Here is a 17,481-nt window from a genome sequence, read left to right as displayed (position 1 = left end):
TGAGATAGTCTTAGTTTATTTAAATAACCTCTTTCTGAGCCTTATATTCGGATGGTGAACAACCGTATTTCTTTTTAAATAATTTACTAAAGTAATAGGGATCTTCATAACCCACTTTTTGTGATACCTCTTGAATGGTAAAATGACCTTCTTCAAGTATCTGCTTAGCTTTTTCTATGCGTAGATTAATGAGATAGTTAATGAGTGTATCCCCTGTAATTTCTTTGAATATTTTAGATATGTAATTTGAACTTAAATATGTACTCTGAGAAAATTGTTCTATAGAGACTTTTTTCATGTAGTTCTCATTAATGTATGTGATAATGGTCTCCACAACAGTATGCTTATCATATGTCTCGAAATTAAAATAGTGTTCGATCTTTTCTGAATTAATAGGTGAAAGCTCTTTTAAAATTATAATTAAAAATTTTAAGATTAAAGCTTTATTCAATAATTCCCACCCTATATCTTTTTTTTCTTGAACAGTCATGATCTCATGGTAGCAATTATAAAGTTCTTGTTTGTACTTTTTTATGGATAGAACAGGGCAACTAGTCTGTAACCTATTCTTTTCTACACCTTTTATTTCAATATCATTGAGTCCAAAGTGGAATATGCTAACATCTTCAGTTGAAGTTATTTCTTTATAATGACTTGTAAAGGGATTAAGGATAATGATATCACCTTTTTTCGCCAAATAACTTTTATCATTAATAATATAGTCACATGTGCCTGATGTGATATAGTTGATGGTTAAAAATTCATGTTGATGTACTTGAGCAAGTTTGCTTGAATGATTTAATTTACATTTAAATGAAAACATAATTTGTGGGTTAAAATCATTAGGTATAATACCTAAGCTATACATATAATATAATCCCCCTCATATAAATTCTTTTCTATTCTATAAGCAACCATTTATAATTGCAACATGTAAAATCGCCTAAACATATCTATTATTTGTAATGACATCCCATTGGGTCCTTTTAATGCTTATATTCATAATTAAACTTGATAATGCTTTAGAATGCATCGCAAGTCGGACTTTAGTTTAGAAAAGTCCATTAATCAAATAGAAAAATCCATTTTCTTTTGTAGCTAAAAGAGCATAATAGAATAGAAATCATAATAAATCTTATTCCATGAGTTAAGCTTTTTGCATATGGATGTAGATGAAAAACTTGAGGTGATTGATATGAAAGAGGCTTTAAGATACCTATGGTCATTTGTCAAACATTATAAATGGCAGTTGCTTCTTGCTTTGTCCTTAACAGTAATAGTAGCTGTACTAACCATGATCAACCCCTATTTAATAGGTGTTGTTATTGACCACGTCATTTACGATGGCCATAGAGATATATTGCCAGTGATTATTACTGTTATGATAGGTGTAACTTTAGTAGTAGCTGTTCTAAGGTATGTGTTTCTTATGAATTTTGAAAGTATATCACAAAAAGTTGTTTTTAATATTAGGGAGGACTTATATAGGAAAATACAAAAGTTAGACTTTGAATTTTTTAATAACAATAAAACTGGAGATATCATGTCACGAATGACCAGTGATATTGAAGCCATTAGGCATTTTGTGGCTTGGGTTGTTTATCAAATTTTTCTCAACCTGCTTAGTTTCATATTTGCTATCATGATGATGATGCATGTTAATTTTAAGATCACTGTGATCATGTTATGTTTAACACCTGTTATAGCTTTTTTTGCAGTTAAGCTTTCAAGGAGTGTTAGACCTACTTTTATTGCCATAAGAAATCAATTTTCAAAATTAAACTCTGTTGTACAAGAAAATATTAGTGGAAATAAAGTTGTTAAGGCTTTTGCTAAAGAAAGCTATGAAATAGAAAAATTTGAAAGAGAAAACAGGGCTTTTAGAGATAGAAATCTAGAATCAGCAGCGGTGTGGGGAAAATATGTACCGATTCTAGATTCATTAGCTGTGATGATGACTGTTGTCATGCTATTAGCAGGTGGCATTATGTGTATCAATCAACAAATGAGTATCGGTGATTTAGTTATTATTAACGGCTATTTATGGGCGATTAACGGACCATTACGAATGTGTGGCTGGCTAATTAATGATACGCAACGATTTATTGCTTCTTATCATAAATTATCAAACATCATTAAAACAGTTCCAAAGATCCAAAATAAACAAGAGGAATCTGAAAAAAATCTTAAAGGCACTGTCACTTTTAATCATGTATCCTTTAAGTATGATGATGACCTCATACTTAAAGATATTAATTTTACAGCACATGTTGGGCAGACAGTGGCCATACTAGGACCCACAGGGTCTGGCAAGTCTACATTAGTTAATCTGATTTGTCGATTCTATGATTGTGATGATGGCATGGTGTTGATTGATGGAAGGAACGTTAGAGATATTAATGTTAAAGAACTAAGGAGTAATATTGCGGTAGCTATGCAAGATATTTTCCTTTTTTCAGATACCATAGAGGGGAATATTGCCTTTGGTAATCCAGAAGCATCCATGAAAGATGTTCAGTGGGCTGCTGGATTGGCTGGTGTTGAAGAATTTATTAGTAAGTTTCCGCAGCGTTATGACACCATAGTAGGTGAGCGCGGAGTTGGTTTATCAGGTGGACAAAAACAAAGAATTGCTTTAGCACGAGCATTGCTGAGAAATCCCTCAATACTAATATTAGATGATACGACATCAGCGGTGGATATGGAGACAGAATTTAAAATATACACGAACCTAAGGGAAATCAGCAAGAAGAAAACAACCTTTATCATAGCTCATAGGATATCTTCTGTTAAAGATGCGGATTTAATATTAGTCATGGATAGGGGGAAGGTAGTGGAAAAGGGTACCCATAAAGAGTTAATTCAAAATAAGGGACATTATTACCATGTGTTTATTAATCAATTAGGCGACTTTGATCATGAACTCGTTAAGGAGGTTGGCTAAGATGGCGAGAAATACATTCAATGTGGACGAAAAATTAGAATCTCAATTCAACTTTCAGCATCTTAAACGCATAGGAGGCTACTTAACTCCCTATAAGAAAACACTACTGATTACTGTAGGTATTATGTTAATAGCTAGTTTATCCAACATCCTTGTGCCTTTACTAATGAAAGTGACTATTGATGATATCATTCCTAAGGGGAACTTAAAGCAACTTTTTATAATGGTGGCATTTTTTATTCTCGCTATTCTAGTTAGTGGCATCTGCTTACACTTGAGAATAAAGATTATGAGTCGAATGGGTCAGGAAATTATAGCAACAATACGAAAAGATCAATTTATACATCTTCAGAAACTTCCATTTACATATTACGATAGTCGACCTCATGGAAAAATACTTGTAAGAGTTGTTAATTATGTGAATGCATTAAGCGACCTCTTATCCAATGGTTTAATCAATGTCATCACTGATTTATTTAGCTTAGTACTCATAATTGGGTTTATGTTTGCTATGAATGTTCAATTAACCCTAATCTGTTTATTGGTTCTTCCGGTGATGAGTGGATTAATATTATGGCTTAAAAATGCTCAGAGAAAATCATGGCAAACCTTAAGTAATAAACAGTCCAATATGAATGCTTATATTCATGAGAGTATTAGTGGCATGAAGGTAACTCAGTCATTTGCTAGAGAAGAAGTTAATTTAGGAATCTTCCGAGAACTGATGACCAACTATAAAAATAGTTGGATGAATAATCGCAAAATAGCCTTTTTGATTTGGCCTATAGTAGATAATAGTGCAATGATTGCTAGATGTCTTGTAATTGGTATTGGTATTTTGATGATTGGTGAAGGTATAACTGCAGGGGTCTTAGTAGCTTTCATTGGCTATGTGGGGCGATTCTGGGGACCCATCATTAATATTAGCAATTTTTATAACCAGCTTATATCAGCCATGGCCTATTTAGAACGTATATTTGAAACATTAGATGAAGAACCTGATGTGAAAGATGCTGACAATGCCTATGAGATGCCTAGTTTAAATGGAGAAGTCACCTTTCAGCATGTCACGTTTGGCTATGAAGAGGGGCAAAAGATATTAGATGGTGTAAGTTTCCATATCAAACAAGGAGAAACCGTTGCCCTAGTCGGTCCAACAGGAGCAGGTAAAACCACAGTAATCAATCTAATCAGTCGATTTTATAATGTAAATGATGGGTCTATCGTTATTGATGGGCATGATATATCTCAAGTTACATTACAGTCCTTAAGAAAACAGATGGGTATCATGCTTCAGGATTCATTTATTTTTTCTGGAACTATTATGGATAATATCCGTTACGGTAAGTTGGAAGCTAGTGATGAAGAAGTTATAACCGCTTCAAAAGCTGTTAAAGCTCATGATTTCATTATGGAGATGGAAGAGGGATACGAAACACAAGTTAATGAACGAGGAAGTCGACTTTCTGTTGGGCAAAGACAATTGATTTCTTTTGCACGAGCTTTGCTTGCTGACCCAAGAATATTGATTTTAGACGAAGCAACATCAAGTATAGATACTCAAACAGAAAAAGCTGTTCAGGAGGGACTGGAAAAATTATTAAAAGGAAGAACATCTTTTGTCATAGCTCATCGACTATCTACCATCCGTAATGCTGATAAAATCATGGTTATCAATCATGGAAGAATTGAAGAGGAAGGCAATCATGAAGAGCTTATTAAGCGTAAAGGTCATTACTACAATCTCTATACAACTCAAAATAGATTTTTAGCATAAAATAATCCCCTACTACATCATCATTGATGATTGAGTGGGGGATTTGATTAAGGTTTTACTGTTCATGAACAGCTGATTCGGCATCTAAAATGTCATCTTCTAAATGGATATTATTTAATTTTTCATTCTTGATTTCTTTAATGCTGAAATAAAATAATACTAAAGCTATCATAATGCTTAAACCATCTGCTACAGGCTGAGCTATTAATACACCTGTTAAACCCAAATACTGAGGCAGTATAAACAGAAGGGGTATAAGAAATAATCCTTGTCTGGAAATAGAAACTATCGCAGCTTTTCCAGCATGACCAAGGGCTTGATACAAAGCAGTTGCTACCATAAAAATGCCTAAAACAGGTAAGAAGATGGCGTAGTAATGTAAGCCGGTTACAGCAATCTTCGTTACAGATTCAGAAGCTTTAAATAATAAGACAATAGGTTCTGTAAAGAACTGAAATATGATAGTTAGAAAAAGGCAAAAGCCTGTAATCCACAAGGAAGCAGCTTTAATGGCATCTAAAAGGCGGTCATAGTTTTTAGCACCGTAAGAGTAGCCCGCAATAGGTAAAAAGCCTTGTGAATATCCAAACATAATGTAGAAGCCCATCATAAACACTCTTGAAACAATACCCATAGCTGCCAAGGCTTCTGAATTCCCATAAAGAGCTGCTTGATTATTTAATAATCCCATGGCTACACTGGTAAGCATCTGAACTAAAAAGCTAACAATACCAATTTTATAAATCTCTGCATACATCACCTTATCAGGCGAGAAATATTTGAACGATAATTTTAAAGATGACTTTTTTCTTATGTAAAAGGAAATTAAAATAGCTGTTGAAACAATTTGAGATAATACAGTTGCTATTGCTGCACCAGCTACGCCTAGATTAAAAACAAATATAAAAAGAGGATCTAAAATAATATTAAGAATGGCACCAACACTTAATCCAACCATGCTAAAAGTGGCACTTCCTTCAGCTCTTAATAAGTTATTCATTGTAATATTAATCATTGTAAAAACACTACCCATGATTAATATACCGACATATTGACGAGATAATAGTAATACACTGTCATTAGTAGCTCCAAATAACCTTACCAATGGGTTGAGCAATAATAAACCTAATAGGGTAACTCCTACTGCAGTGATTATGGAAGTAATGATGGATGTGGATACGGCTCGGCTAGCTCTTTTTACATCTCCTTGCCCTAGTAGACGGGATACATAAGTACTTCCACCTAATCCATATATGGAACCAAGACCACCTAGTAACATGATAATGGGAAACCCAACTGTAGCAGCAGAGAGTGCATCGGTACCAGCCCAACTCACAAAGATGGTATCAACAAAATTATAGATTGCCGTAATCAATAAACCTATTATCGTTGGTATCGCTAATTTTAAAATAGATGTTGATACGTTACCTTCACCTAGAATCTTATTTTTATCTTCATTCATTACAATTCTCCTTCATCTTTGCTTATTTTTAAGTAGTATTGCGGCAATTATGTACAGACATGTTTAAAATACAGCTTATATTTGTATATTGAACAAAGTTCATATCTATTATATTGAACTTTGTTCAATAAGTCAATAATAACATATAACTGTTACAAAATGACTGATATTCATTATTGACCATGTATTGAAAAAGTTATAAAATAGAAGTAGATGCAAACCACAGCATATCTTAAAACTTTCATGAAAAATTCTACTCAGTATGTCTAAAAGATTTCCAATATGATCACTTCATCAAATAACTTAGATCCCATAAACTCTTAACTCATATAAAAGGTGCGTAAAAGTGAATAAAATGTTTTCTGAAGGAGGAGTTAGATGACTTGGACATTGAAAAAGGCAATGTACAGAGGGTATCACAAGATTGCAAAAAGAATCATTGCAAAACAGGAATTCCCTATTCCAGAATTATTAACTGGGGCTGGGTGTCTAAAAAACTTACCTGAATTAGTTAAAGAATATGGCGTTCATAAACTTCTTATTGTGACAGATAAAGTTTTAGTGAGTTTAGGACTTTTAGACGAACTAATTGAAGGATTGAAAGAGGCAGAAATAGACTTCATAATCTATGACGGGGTACTTCCAAATCCAACTATTGAAAATGTTGAGTGTGCAAAAGAGATGTTTGAAAGTAATCATTGTGAAGGCTTCATTGGTTTTGGTGGGGGATCACCAATGGATTGTTGCAAATTAGCGGCAGCTCGTGTAGCAAACCCTAATAAAACTATTCGAGATATGAGTGGTTATTTTAAAGTTAAAATCCCTCTTGCGCCTTTATTTGCAGTGCCTACAACATCAGGAACAGGATCAGAAACTACTGTGGCTGCCTTAGCAACAGATACTCTCACTCATGAAAAATTAATCGTTGGTGATTTGAAGCTGGTACCTAAAGTAGCCGTATTAGACCCAGAATTAACCCTAGGTCTCCCATCACATATTACAGCTGCTACAGGAATGGATGCACTCACCCATGCAGTAGAAGCTTATATCGGTATACATGGAACTGAATTTACAGATGAGCATGCAGAAAAAGCTACTCAAATCATATACAATTATCTCGAAAGAGCTTATGTTAATGGTGAAGATATAGAAGCTAGAGAGCAAATGGCTCTGGCAGCTTATCACGGTGGATTAGCTTTTACAAGAGCATCTGTAGGTTATGTCCACGCAATAGCCCATAATTTAGGAGGTATGTACGGTGTGCCTCACGGCTTAGCAAATGCTGTTGTTTTACCTTATGTACTGGAATACTACGGGGAAACCATAGAAGAAAAGTTAGCTAAGCTAGCAATTGTTGGAGGTATAGGTAAACAAGGAGAGTCTCATCAAGCATTAGCCACAAAGTTCATTGATCAAGTGAAGGTTATGAATAAAGAAATGCAAATCCCTACGAAGATCAAAGATTTAAAGGCTGATGATATAGATATAATTGCTGAAAGAGCTTTGAAAGAAGGTAATCCTACATATCCTGTTCCAAAGATCATGAGTAAAGAGGATTGTATAGCAGTTCTGAGAAAATTATTAAGATAACCAAATCTTTAACCTGATGGATAATAAAAATTCCATCAGGTTTTTTTATTGAACCTATTGACTTTAACCTAAGGGAAAGGTTTATACTCACCATGTTATCGTCAAATTAAGGGATAAAGGAGGCAGTAAGCATGAATGAGTATGTCAATGAGGCGGAGATTGTTCTTAAAGTTGAAGGGTTAAGCAAGACGTATAAAGATATCACAGCTGTTAATAACCTGAGTTTACAAGTTCATCAAGGTGAAATATTCGGTTTGTTGGGTCATAACGGTGCAGGTAAATCCACAACCATTGAATGCATTTTAGGCACTAAAAACGTAGATGGAGGGTGTATCTCGTTACTTGGACTGAATCCCCGACAACAGCGTAAAAAATTATTTGAAAACGTGGGTGTCCAATTTCAAGAATCATCTTATCAAAGCAAAATTAGAGTGGATGAGATATGCAAAATAACAGAATCATTATACAAGAAGACTTTAGATTGGAAAAAACTTCTTAGAGACTTTTCATTGGATCATAAGCATAAGAGTTTAGTATCTCAATTATCAGGTGGTGAAAGACAAAAGTTATCAGTATTACTAGCATTTTTACATCAACCACAAATAGTTTTTCTTGATGAATTAACCACAGGGCTTGATCCCAAAGCCCGTCGTGATATGTGGAAATACATTGAGTTGCTCCGAGATGAGGGGGTCACAATTTTTCTAACATCTCACTATATGGATGAAGTAGAGTATTTGTGTGATCGAATTTGTATCTTAAAAAAAGGTTCTGTTGTAGCCTTTGACACGCCTCAAAATATTCTATTGAAAAGTGAGAAAGAAACCTTAGAAGATGCCTATTTATACTATACAGAGATGGAGGTTATGTAAAGATGAAATCACTGAGCATACTCTTTTATATAGAGCTTAAACTAGCTATCCGAGAATTTTCTGCTATATTTTTTGGGATAATATTTCCCGTAGGAATTGTATTATTAATGGGTGCCATATACGGTGATCAGGTAGCTTATGAAGGAGCATCTTATACCATGATGCAACAATCTTTTGGTGCATTTGTAGCCGTTGGCATATGTGCAACTGGTTTAATGGGGATACCCCTTAGTCTATCGGATTATAGACATAACAAAATCCTCAAAAGATTTAAAGTAACTCCAATTAGTCCTGCACAACTTCTCATAGCTCAAGTAGCTGTTAACTTTTTGACAGCGATTGTATCTGGAATATCTGTTTTTCTTGTTAGCAGTACTATTTTCGGATATACGATGACAGGTACATTAAGCCATTTCATATTGGCATACTTTTTAGTTACATTATCCATTTATGCTCTAGGCATGTTAATCGCAAGTGTTGCTCCCAATATTAAAATCGCTAACTTTCTATGCACCTTGTTTTATTTTCCTATGTTATTTTTATCAGGTGCAACCATTCCATTTGAGATCATGCCAAAGAGTTTACAGCTTGCAGCTCATATTTTTCCATTAACTCACGGCATAAAGTTATTAAAAGGTGTCTCCCTTAATCAATCCATTAAAGCCTTTTCAACAGAGATGGTCATATTAGTCTTAATAGCTCTAGTTGGAACAGTCATTTCTCTAAAATATTTCAAATGGGAATAGATGATTCGTATAATTACTCAAAAAAATATTGACATGACCCTAAGGTAAAAGTTTATACTGATTATAACCGTATCGTTTTTACACTGTGGTTAGACTTTGTTCTTGCAAGCACATTATGTCATGTCACAATTATATGAGGAAAAGTTGGTGATAGAATGTTTTCCATTGGGGTATTTTCAAGCATTAATAAAATTACAACAAAAACATTGAGGCACTATGATGAAATTGGGCTACTTAAACCGGAGTACGTAGATGATTTTACAGGATATAGATATTACTCTTCTAATCAATTACCACGGCTCTATAAAATCAGAACATTAAAACAGATGGGGCTTTCTCTTTGTGAAATAAAGGAAGTTATTGATAACCCTATAAGTATTAATATGTACCTCAAACTAAAAGAACAGGAAATTCAAACGAATATAGATCTTGAAAAAACTAAATTATTGCAGATTCAAAATTATATAAAGGGAATGAAAGGTGAGTTGGATATGCCTTATAATGCTATTATAAAAGAACTACCTGAGGTTATTGTGGCATCCATGAGGAGAGTTGTTCCTGACCATGGAGCCTATTTTACGATCTATCCTGAGATGGGTGAGTACATGCATGAGCAAAAGGTAACATGTGCTGTTCCTGAATACTGCTTTACGATCTATCATGATGGAGAATATAAGGATAAGGATATTGATATTGAAATTTGTGAAGCTGTAACTGACTATGCTCAAGATTCAGAGGACGTGAAATTTAAAAAGATGGATAGAGTGCCAACAGCAGTATGTACACTTCATAAAGGTCCCTATACGACTTTTAACCTTGCATATGGGTTTATTTTCAAGTGGATTGAAGATAACGGTTATAAAGCTATAGGTATGCCAAGAGAATCCTATATTGATGGCGTTTGGAATAAAGAAGATCAAAATGAGTGGCTTACTGAAATACAAGTTCCTGTCAGTAAGATTTAGATGAATGAAAAGCCTGTAGGTAGTCATAATATTACCAACAGGCTTTTGCACCTTTGGATATTGAAAATGAAAATCAAATGTGATAAGATGTTATGAGTTTAAGAGAAAGGAGGCAAATCAATTGAAAAAGCAACCAAAGGATACAAAAATTATTATGGGGATGTCTGGTGGCGTGGATTCATCTGTCGCTGCATTATTATTAAAAGAGCAGGGATATAATGTGATTGGTGTTTTCATGAAAAATTGGGATGAAAAAGATGAGAATGGTGTATGTACTGCTACTGAAGATTATGATGATGTTCGAAAAGTTTGCGACCAAATAGGTATTCCATATTATACGGTTAATTTTGAAAAAGAATACTGGGATCGGGTTTTTACCTATTTTTTAGATGAGTACAAAAAAGGTCGTACACCTAATCCAGATGTATTATGTAATAAAGAAGTAAAGTTTAAAGCTTTTCTAGATTTCGCATTAAAATTAAAAGCTGATTATATCGCAATGGGGCATTATGCACGTGTTGGAGAAGAAAATGGCGAATTTAAATTGTTAAGAGGTGAAGATAACAATAAAGATCAAACCTATTTCTTATGCGCCCTTAATCAAAAACAACTTGCTAAGGCGATGTTCCCTATAGGGCATTTAACAAAGGCTGAAGTTAGAGAAATAGCTATTAGTCATAAACTTCATACAGCAAAGAAGAAAGATAGCACAGGTATATGTTTTATTGGTGAAAGAAACTTTAATGAGTTCCTAAAAAAATATTTACCAGCTCAAAATGGTGACATAAAAACTTACGAAGGTGAAATATTAGGTGAACACTATGGGTTAATGCACTATACCATTGGTCAAAGAAAAGGCTTAGGTATTGGTGGTATTGGATCTGGAGAACCATGGTTTGTTAGTGAAAAGGATCTAGAAAATAATACCCTCTATGTCGTACAAGGATCTAATCATCCAAAACTTTTTTCTAAGGGTTTGATAGCTACAGATGTGAATTGGATCAGTGGTAAGAACATTGAAAAACCACTAAAGTGTACTGCTAAATTTAGATACCGTCAATTGGATCAAGATGTTAGAGTTGAGCCTTTAGAAGGTAACCAAGTAAAAGTTATCTTTCATAAGTCCCAGAAGGCTATAACTGAGGGGCAATTTGTAGTTTTCTATGAAGGAGAACTTTGCCTAGGTGGGGGCATCATTGATGAAGTTATACAATAATTGGACCTAATACTTGCTTAAAAGTATAGGTCCTTTATTTTTTTAGTTCTATTAAGCTTCAACTGCATTTCTGTTTTCTTTCTTTGATTGAGCTTCTTTAATAAGCGCTGAGCCATGACCCATTGGGCAAACTTGGCACCAGCTTCTAGGTTTAAAGAAAATGCCTATAACAATTCCTACAATAAAGGACATCAGCATAAAGCGATAAAAGACTTTAGCTATGACGATAAAGTGGAAACCGTGAACGATAACAGCATAGCTGAGGACAGTTCCAAAAACAGATAACATAATGATTAATATAATGTTTTTAGCTTTCTTAGTTCTTAGCCAACTAGGTAAAGTATGACCTAATGATATTTTACTTAAAAATTTACCAAGGAATGAGCCTCTAGGACAATATTTTGAGCAATGAATTTTACCTCTTCCTTTAAGTGCATGATAGATTGGTGCGCCCATACAGAGAACGCCTAGAATACCAAAACGTATATCAATAATACCAAGGACAAAGAATGTAATGATAATGATCCAGCTCCATTTCATGTGACTTTTATGCTTTTTCTTGTTAGTCATAATAAGTTCCTCCTAAATAAGTTTAATTTTCGTTCCAAGATGTAATAACTAAGTTCAATTTAATCTATATATTATTATATTCAAATAATGCGATATGTCAACTAAAAATATAAAAGTTTTAAAAAAAATTATAGTTTTTAACTATCTTTATCTCTTGATATTTTAAAGCTTATATTAGAAATGGCCTAGAGATTAAAGGCTTTGAATGACTATCAAATTATAATAAATTATGGATTTTATACATAAATTAGTAATAAAATTTATTAATTACCGAATTTGTTATATTGAAATAAAAATAAGAATGTGTTAGTATGTTCATGTGAGAGTGAACAAAAAGAACTTTGCCTATAGTAGTTTATACTTTTTCATAAGGATAAAGAAGGAGGTATTATTATGAATAAGAAGAAAACTGGAATGATGGAGTTCATTAAATTTTATAAAGACAATGGAAAAGCTTTTAAAGCCTATCCATTAAGAGATAAATCACGAATAAAGCTAACACTTGCCAACTTGAAAATAGCAAGACTTGATCCACTTTCAAAGATCTATCAACTTCGAGTTAAAGAATTCAATGATGGTATGATTTATCACTACAGTGGTAAATGGCTAGCGACTAAAGCACTACAAACAAAAGATAAAGAAACATGGTATAAAGCTTTTGATGCTTTCAAAAAAGCAATTCATATTGCTGATGAATTACATCATCATCTAGACACAAAGAGCAATGATGAAATTCATTATGAAACACCGGATATTCATCAAGAAAAAGAAATATTATTTTCTAATGATATTCCCTTAGTACCAGACATAACACCTATTGTTTTATTACAAGGGTCAAGTTATGAGATGGGGTTTCAGTATGCTGAGCAACTCGTTACCATTTACGGTAATTGGATGCTTGAAAGGCATACAGAAAAAAAGTTCAATCAAGATGAAATAGATGAAATTAAAAAGTGGGAAGAGATGCATCAAAAGTATACACCGGAGATCATTGATTTCGTAAGGGGATGGGTTGACTATAGCAAGGATCATGGGATTAATCTTAGTCACAATCAAGTAATGGATTTATGGGTAGGGCATAAGCCCCCAGCTTCATCTTATCTCAATGCAGAGTCGGGAATACCAGAATTACCACCTCTTGCATGTACAGCCATTGCAGCTTGGAATAGCGCTACTGAAGATGGTGAGTTAGTTGTTGCAGCTACAGGTGACCATGATATGAGTTATCAAATTACCATAGTCATGTATCCAGACCATGGAATACCTTTGATCTTCACACCTTTTGAAGCGACAGGAACATTACCAACCATGGGACCTAACTGGTTCTTTGGTCATCCTGGAATGAATCTTGAAGGTCTTGCTTATGTCCACCACGGTGGAGGGCCAAAGTTATTAGAACCAATATCGGAGTGGGGTTATGGTATAAGACGAGGAGCTTCAGTTTTACACAACTTAAGGTATAGTAAGACTGCTCAGGAGGCTTTTACTCAGGAAATGGAATGGCCGATTGGAGATATTGGCTATGGGGATCAAGCTACAGTAGGAGGATTTTATGCTGATGGTAATTATGGCTATGTGATTGAGTCAAGAAAAAGTCCAGTATGTGTACGTGAAACAGGACTTCTAGGGGAGACAGACTATCTCTTTTCGAATAACAGTGTTATGCATCCAGAGGCTGTTAAATCTGATTGGATGAGGAAAATTGATGATTTATGGACATGGGATGCCAATGGCGGGTGGAGACCGAAGGAACCACAAGGTATGACTAAAAACTTAGCTATGATTTTTAAGTGGTTTACTGGAAAGCTTAAAACAGATGAATTAATGTCAAGAGGGATGATGTTTGCTTACTGGAATAGCTATAATCGGAATCTATTCTTAAATACAATGGGTAAAGTACATCATGGTAAGCTATCAACTGATAGCATGAAGCGTATATACAGAACAACTGGAACAATGCCTGTAGGAGATTTTAAGTATGTCAAGCAAGCATATGTTGAACGAGGAGAATGGGGTGTCATATCTGCAGCGCATGCTTCAAATGCATTAGTCGTAGCAATGAAGCCAAGTGAAGGATCTTACTCACTTTGCACAGGGCCAGCTATTCGTGGAGCTGCACCTATAAGTCCTGATCTATCCATATCTATTTTAAACGAAAGAAATGCTTTCTGGGATATAGAATTAGATGATGAGCCAGCAGTTACAGTAGAAGCAGCTAAGAATTTAGCCCATGGATTAGTACTAAGAGCTAAAGATATTTATCAAAGTAAAGAGGTAGAGAATCAACCTAAGGAGATCTTTGAAGAGTTGATTAATGAAGAAAAAGGAATGCAAGAGTTCAATACAGATAATTTATTTGAAATGAATAAAGCTATAAGGAAGTATACACGAATTCATGTTATAGCTAGACAGTTTATCAATTTTTATGAGGAACCAAAAAAATATAGTTATAAGTAAAAGTTCCACCTGTTATGATCTAAGAATAGTTTTTTTCAAGCAATAAATAGAGACTGATTATGCTTTAGTATAATCGGTCTCTATTTCTATAATCTTCCCTTAAGTTATATAGAACTATATTAATTTACATTAATATAGTCATGTTGCTAAAGACTATATTAATGGAGGAGGTGTAATTGTTTATAGATATTATATAGTGCAATATAGAACTATATAAGAGTATGTAATTTGACATAAGTTATTTTATAAGCTATACTTTATAAGAAGCATTTACTAAAAATGAATGAAAATTGTTTTAAATGAGGTGAGAAATGATGGTCTATAGTTTGTATTGTATTTCTTTAAAACTAAAAACACCTTCAGAAAAGGGTAAAAAAATTAATTTTAAAAATAATCAAGAGGATTTACTAGAAGCATTAGAAGAATTTAATAAAAAGTACCGTTCATGGAGCAAGAGATTAATACTCACTAAAATTGAAGATAAATTTTTTAACCTAGTACTTATTATTGAGAAAGATAAAGAAAAAGTTTCTACACGAGAAATTCGTTCTTTTACTGCTTATTTAAATAAAGAAAAAAATTGGTCAGTTTATTCCAGAGAAACCTCAAAACTCTTTGAAGGGATAAAGTTTTCAAAAATTACCTTAGAAGAAGCTAAAGAAATTATTACCACTTTTGATAGTAATACAGAACTTTTTGAACTTCAAAAAGAAAATATAGATTACTTACGCCAAACTCAGAATCAGCTAACTAAAAAAGAAATTAGTGAAGAAAAAAGTAAGATTTCCAATCAGACTAATCATGATTTAAGTGATGAACAAGCAATTGCTATCTTTAATTATTTGATAAAAACAAAAGATTTAGGTATAAATCATAAAGAAAAAAAAGAAAGCATTCTACAAATAAAAGATATACTAACCAATTGGCTTTAATAGTACCAAGCTGCTAATGCATCATTAAGCAAGAATAGTATGGTACAGAAAAGAGAGGGATAAGATAAGATGATTGAATTAAAGAACATTATTAAAACATTTGATGGAAGCAATAATGTTGTTGATAATCTTGATTTAACAATCCATAATGGTGAGTTCATGGTGTTAATAGGAGAGAGTGGCTGTGGGAAAACAACAACAATGAAAATGATCAATCGATTAATTGAACCAACATCCGGTACCATTAAAATTGATGGAAAAGACATCACCAGTATCGACAAGATTGAATTGCGTAGAAACATTGGTTATGTTATTCAAAAAGTCGGTTTATTTCCACACCTTACGGTTGGGCAAAATATCGAATTAATTCCTTCCCTCAACAAATGGGATGATGAGAAGAAGAAGAAACGTGCTTATGAGTTGCTGGATTTAGTAGATTTACCACCAGAGCAGTATTATAGTCGTTTCCCAAGCGAGTTAAGTGGTGGTCAACAGCAGAGGATTGGTGTAGCTAGAGCTTTAGCGGTGGATCCTGACATCATTCTAATGGACGAGCCATTCAGTGCATTGGACCCTCTTACAAGGGAACAGTTGCAACAAGAAATGCTAAAATTACAAGACGAGTTACATAAAACTATTGTTTTTGTTACTCACGATATGGATGAGGCTATTAAGCTCGGTGATCGTATTGCAGTTATGAAAGATGGTAAGATTATTCAATGTGATGCACCAGAAGAGATACTAAAAAATCCTATCAATGATTTTATTGAGTATTTTGTTGGAAAAGATCGTCTATGGCGAACACCTGAAATGCTGTATGCTAAGGATATTATGAATAAGAAAACAGTAAAAATTGGAGCTAAAAGATCATCAGCACATGCAATTGAATTAATGAAGGAAAAAAATACGAATGTACTAGTAGTTGTTGATAGAGATTCTGTGAAGCCGCAACAACCATTAGGCATAGTCGGAATAAGACAGCTCCGTAAAGCTGATAATCACGAGATTAAAATGAAAGATATCATGAAAACAGATATGGAATTTGTCTATGAAGATACAAACCTGTTAGAAGTTTTGAATCTTAGAAAAGAACATAAATTAAGAAATATCCCAGTACTTGATAAAGAAAAGAACTTAAAAGGTATAATTACTCAAACAAGCATATTAAATATATTAACAGAAGTTGTACCAGAGATTGATGAATAATAAATGTGAATTATTAGGAGGGTTTTATGGAGTTTATACAGTTTATTATCGATAGAAAAATGGATATATTAGTAGCACTAACGCAGCATATAAAGATTACCTTTTTTGCAGTAGCACTAGCAATTCTAATAGGCGTGCCTATTGGTATTCTCATTACCCGTAATGAGAAGGTTGCAAATTTTATAATAGGTTTTGCAAATATACTCCAAACATTACCTAGTTTAGCTTTATTTGGTATTATGTTACCATTATTGGGGATAGGTATGACCAATGCAGTTTTTGTTTTATTTTTATACGCATTATTACCAATCATCAAGAATACTTATCTTGGAATAAAAAGTGTCGACCCATCTATTAGAGAGTCTGCAAGAGGAATGGGTATGACAACATCGCAGATATTGAGGATTGTAGAGATTCCATTAGCTCTACCAGTTATCATGGGTGGAATAAGGATTTCAACTGTCATTAATATAGGAACAGCCACTATTGCCAACTTTATAGGCGCCGGCGGACTTGGTGACTTAATCTATAAAGGTATTTCAATGGTTAACTATAATTTGATTCTTGCGGGAGCTATTCCTACAGCAATATTAGCACTTCTAGCAGATGGTGGTCTGGGTCTTCTTGAAAATACCCTTACATCTAAAGGGATAAAAGTATCTAGTAAATAAGCTCAATCCATTAATAGGTACTTTTGATTGTTAATGGTTCTATTTAAATATAAAATACATAAGGGAGATTTTA

At 33.7% G+C, this 17,481-nt stretch carries 14 protein-coding genes; 11 read left to right on the top strand and 3 right to left on the bottom strand.

The window, feature by feature from the left end:
- Positions 1-19: 19 nt before the first annotated feature.
- The gene (locus C1Y58_RS11520) at positions 20-868 is read right to left on the bottom strand and encodes an AraC family transcriptional regulator (RefSeq protein ID WP_105616188.1); all 849 of its coding nucleotides are present in this window, start codon (positions 866-868) and stop codon (positions 20-22) included.
- Between the two features lie 327 nt (positions 869-1,195).
- On the opposite strand from C1Y58_RS11520, the gene C1Y58_RS11515 reads away from it, so the two are divergent.
- Together C1Y58_RS11515 and C1Y58_RS11510 are read left to right on the top strand one after the other, a co-directional pair.
- A complete protein-coding gene (locus tag C1Y58_RS11515; protein WP_105616492.1) occupies positions 1,196-2,944 on the top strand; it encodes an ABC transporter ATP-binding protein in 1,749 nt (582 codons plus the stop codon).
- A gap of 1 nt (position 2,945) precedes the next feature.
- Positions 2,946-4,721, top strand: a complete 1,776-nt coding sequence (locus tag C1Y58_RS11510) for an ABC transporter ATP-binding protein (RefSeq protein ID WP_105616187.1) — start codon at positions 2,946-2,948, stop codon at positions 4,719-4,721.
- A 55-nt stretch (positions 4,722-4,776) separates the two neighbouring features.
- Here the strand turns inward: C1Y58_RS11510 and C1Y58_RS11505 are convergent, their stop codons facing one another.
- Positions 4,777-6,183 (bottom strand): MATE family efflux transporter, encoded by a 1,407-nt coding sequence (locus C1Y58_RS11505; RefSeq protein ID WP_105616186.1) that lies wholly within the window; start codon positions 6,181-6,183, stop codon positions 4,777-4,779.
- Positions 6,184-6,561: 378 nt separating this feature from the next.
- Between C1Y58_RS11505 and C1Y58_RS11500 the strand changes: the two genes are divergently transcribed.
- The 5 genes from C1Y58_RS11500 (at position 6,562) to mnmA (ending at position 11,572) form a co-directional block, all read left to right on the top strand.
- Entirely contained in the window at positions 6,562-7,773 is a 1,212-nt protein-coding gene (locus C1Y58_RS11500) for an iron-containing alcohol dehydrogenase (RefSeq protein WP_242985383.1), read from the top strand.
- Positions 7,774-7,904: 131 nt separating this feature from the next.
- A complete protein-coding gene (locus tag C1Y58_RS11495; RefSeq protein ID WP_105616185.1) occupies positions 7,905-8,645 on the top strand; it encodes an ABC transporter ATP-binding protein in 741 nt (246 codons plus the stop codon).
- Positions 8,646-8,647: 2 nt separating this feature from the next.
- Positions 8,648-9,391 carry an ABC transporter permease gene (locus C1Y58_RS11490; RefSeq protein ID WP_105616184.1) on the top strand — a complete coding sequence of 248 codons (744 nt, stop codon included), beginning with the start codon at positions 8,648-8,650 and terminating at the stop codon, positions 9,389-9,391.
- Positions 9,392-9,546: 155 nt separating this feature from the next.
- Positions 9,547-10,356 (top strand): MerR family transcriptional regulator, encoded by an 810-nt coding sequence (locus C1Y58_RS11485; protein ID WP_105616183.1) that lies wholly within the window; start codon positions 9,547-9,549, stop codon positions 10,354-10,356.
- Between the two features lie 121 nt (positions 10,357-10,477).
- Positions 10,478-11,572 carry a tRNA 2-thiouridine(34) synthase MnmA gene (gene mnmA, locus C1Y58_RS11480; RefSeq protein WP_105616182.1) on the top strand — a complete coding sequence of 365 codons (1,095 nt, stop codon included), beginning with the start codon at positions 10,478-10,480 and terminating at the stop codon, positions 11,570-11,572.
- 51 nt (positions 11,573-11,623) lie between these two features.
- On the opposite strand, the gene C1Y58_RS11475 is transcribed toward mnmA, so the two are convergent.
- Complete coding sequence (locus C1Y58_RS11475) at positions 11,624-12,142, bottom strand: 4Fe-4S binding protein (RefSeq protein WP_105616181.1); 519 nt, start codon at positions 12,140-12,142, stop codon at positions 11,624-11,626.
- A 393-nt stretch (positions 12,143-12,535) separates the two neighbouring features.
- Here C1Y58_RS11475 and C1Y58_RS11470 point away from each other — a divergent pair, with 393 nt between their 5' ends.
- The 4 genes from C1Y58_RS11470 to C1Y58_RS11455 all read left to right on the top strand — a co-directional run bounded on the left by C1Y58_RS11470 (position 12,536) and on the right by C1Y58_RS11455 (position 17,408).
- Entirely contained in the window at positions 12,536-14,599 is a 2,064-nt protein-coding gene (locus tag C1Y58_RS11470) for a C45 family peptidase (protein ID WP_105616180.1), read from the top strand.
- 311 nt (positions 14,600-14,910) lie between these two features.
- A complete protein-coding gene (locus C1Y58_RS11465) occupies positions 14,911-15,531 on the top strand; it encodes a hypothetical protein (protein ID WP_105616179.1) in 621 nt (206 codons plus the stop codon).
- Positions 15,532-15,600: 69 nt separating this feature from the next.
- A complete protein-coding gene (locus C1Y58_RS11460; protein ID WP_105616178.1) occupies positions 15,601-16,737 on the top strand; it encodes an ABC transporter ATP-binding protein in 1,137 nt (378 codons plus the stop codon).
- A gap of 26 nt (positions 16,738-16,763) precedes the next feature.
- Positions 16,764-17,408, top strand: coding sequence for an ABC transporter permease (locus C1Y58_RS11455; RefSeq protein ID WP_105616177.1), 645 nt, complete (start codon positions 16,764-16,766; stop codon positions 17,406-17,408).
- The last annotated feature ends 73 nt before the right edge of the window (positions 17,409-17,481 follow it).

Origin of the sequence: Vallitalea okinawensis (assembly GCF_002964605.1) — a bacterium.
Taxonomy (GTDB): Bacteria; Bacillota; Clostridia; order Lachnospirales; family PQDH01; genus Vallitalea_A; species Vallitalea_A okinawensis.
This window is presented reverse-complemented; position numbering and strand designations above follow the sequence as displayed.

Coding starts and splice junctions, on each gene's coding strand:
- C1Y58_RS11500 (WP_242985383.1), top strand. CDS start 6,562: ATGACTTGGACATTGAAAAAGGCAATGTACAGAGGGTATCACAAGATT.
- C1Y58_RS11460 (WP_105616178.1), top strand. CDS start 15,601: ATGATTGAATTAAAGAACATTATTAAAACATTTGATGGAAGCAATAAT.
- C1Y58_RS11470 (WP_105616180.1), top strand. CDS start 12,536: ATGAATAAGAAGAAAACTGGAATGATGGAGTTCATTAAATTTTATAAA.
- C1Y58_RS11520 (WP_105616188.1), bottom strand. CDS start 868: ATGTATAGCTTAGGTATTATACCTAATGATTTTAACCCACAAATTATG.
- C1Y58_RS11455 (WP_105616177.1), top strand. CDS start 16,764: ATGGAGTTTATACAGTTTATTATCGATAGAAAAATGGATATATTAGTA.
- C1Y58_RS11465 (WP_105616179.1), top strand. CDS start 14,911: ATGATGGTCTATAGTTTGTATTGTATTTCTTTAAAACTAAAAACACCT.
- C1Y58_RS11495 (WP_105616185.1), top strand. CDS start 7,905: ATGAATGAGTATGTCAATGAGGCGGAGATTGTTCTTAAAGTTGAAGGG.
- C1Y58_RS11490 (WP_105616184.1), top strand. CDS start 8,648: ATGAAATCACTGAGCATACTCTTTTATATAGAGCTTAAACTAGCTATC.
- C1Y58_RS11510 (WP_105616187.1), top strand. CDS start 2,946: ATGGCGAGAAATACATTCAATGTGGACGAAAAATTAGAATCTCAATTC.
- C1Y58_RS11505 (WP_105616186.1), bottom strand. CDS start 6,183: ATGAATGAAGATAAAAATAAGATTCTAGGTGAAGGTAACGTATCAACA.
- C1Y58_RS11485 (WP_105616183.1), top strand. CDS start 9,547: ATGTTTTCCATTGGGGTATTTTCAAGCATTAATAAAATTACAACAAAA.
- C1Y58_RS11475 (WP_105616181.1), bottom strand. CDS start 12,142: ATGACTAACAAGAAAAAGCATAAAAGTCACATGAAATGGAGCTGGATC.
- C1Y58_RS11515 (WP_105616492.1), top strand. CDS start 1,196: ATGAAAGAGGCTTTAAGATACCTATGGTCATTTGTCAAACATTATAAA.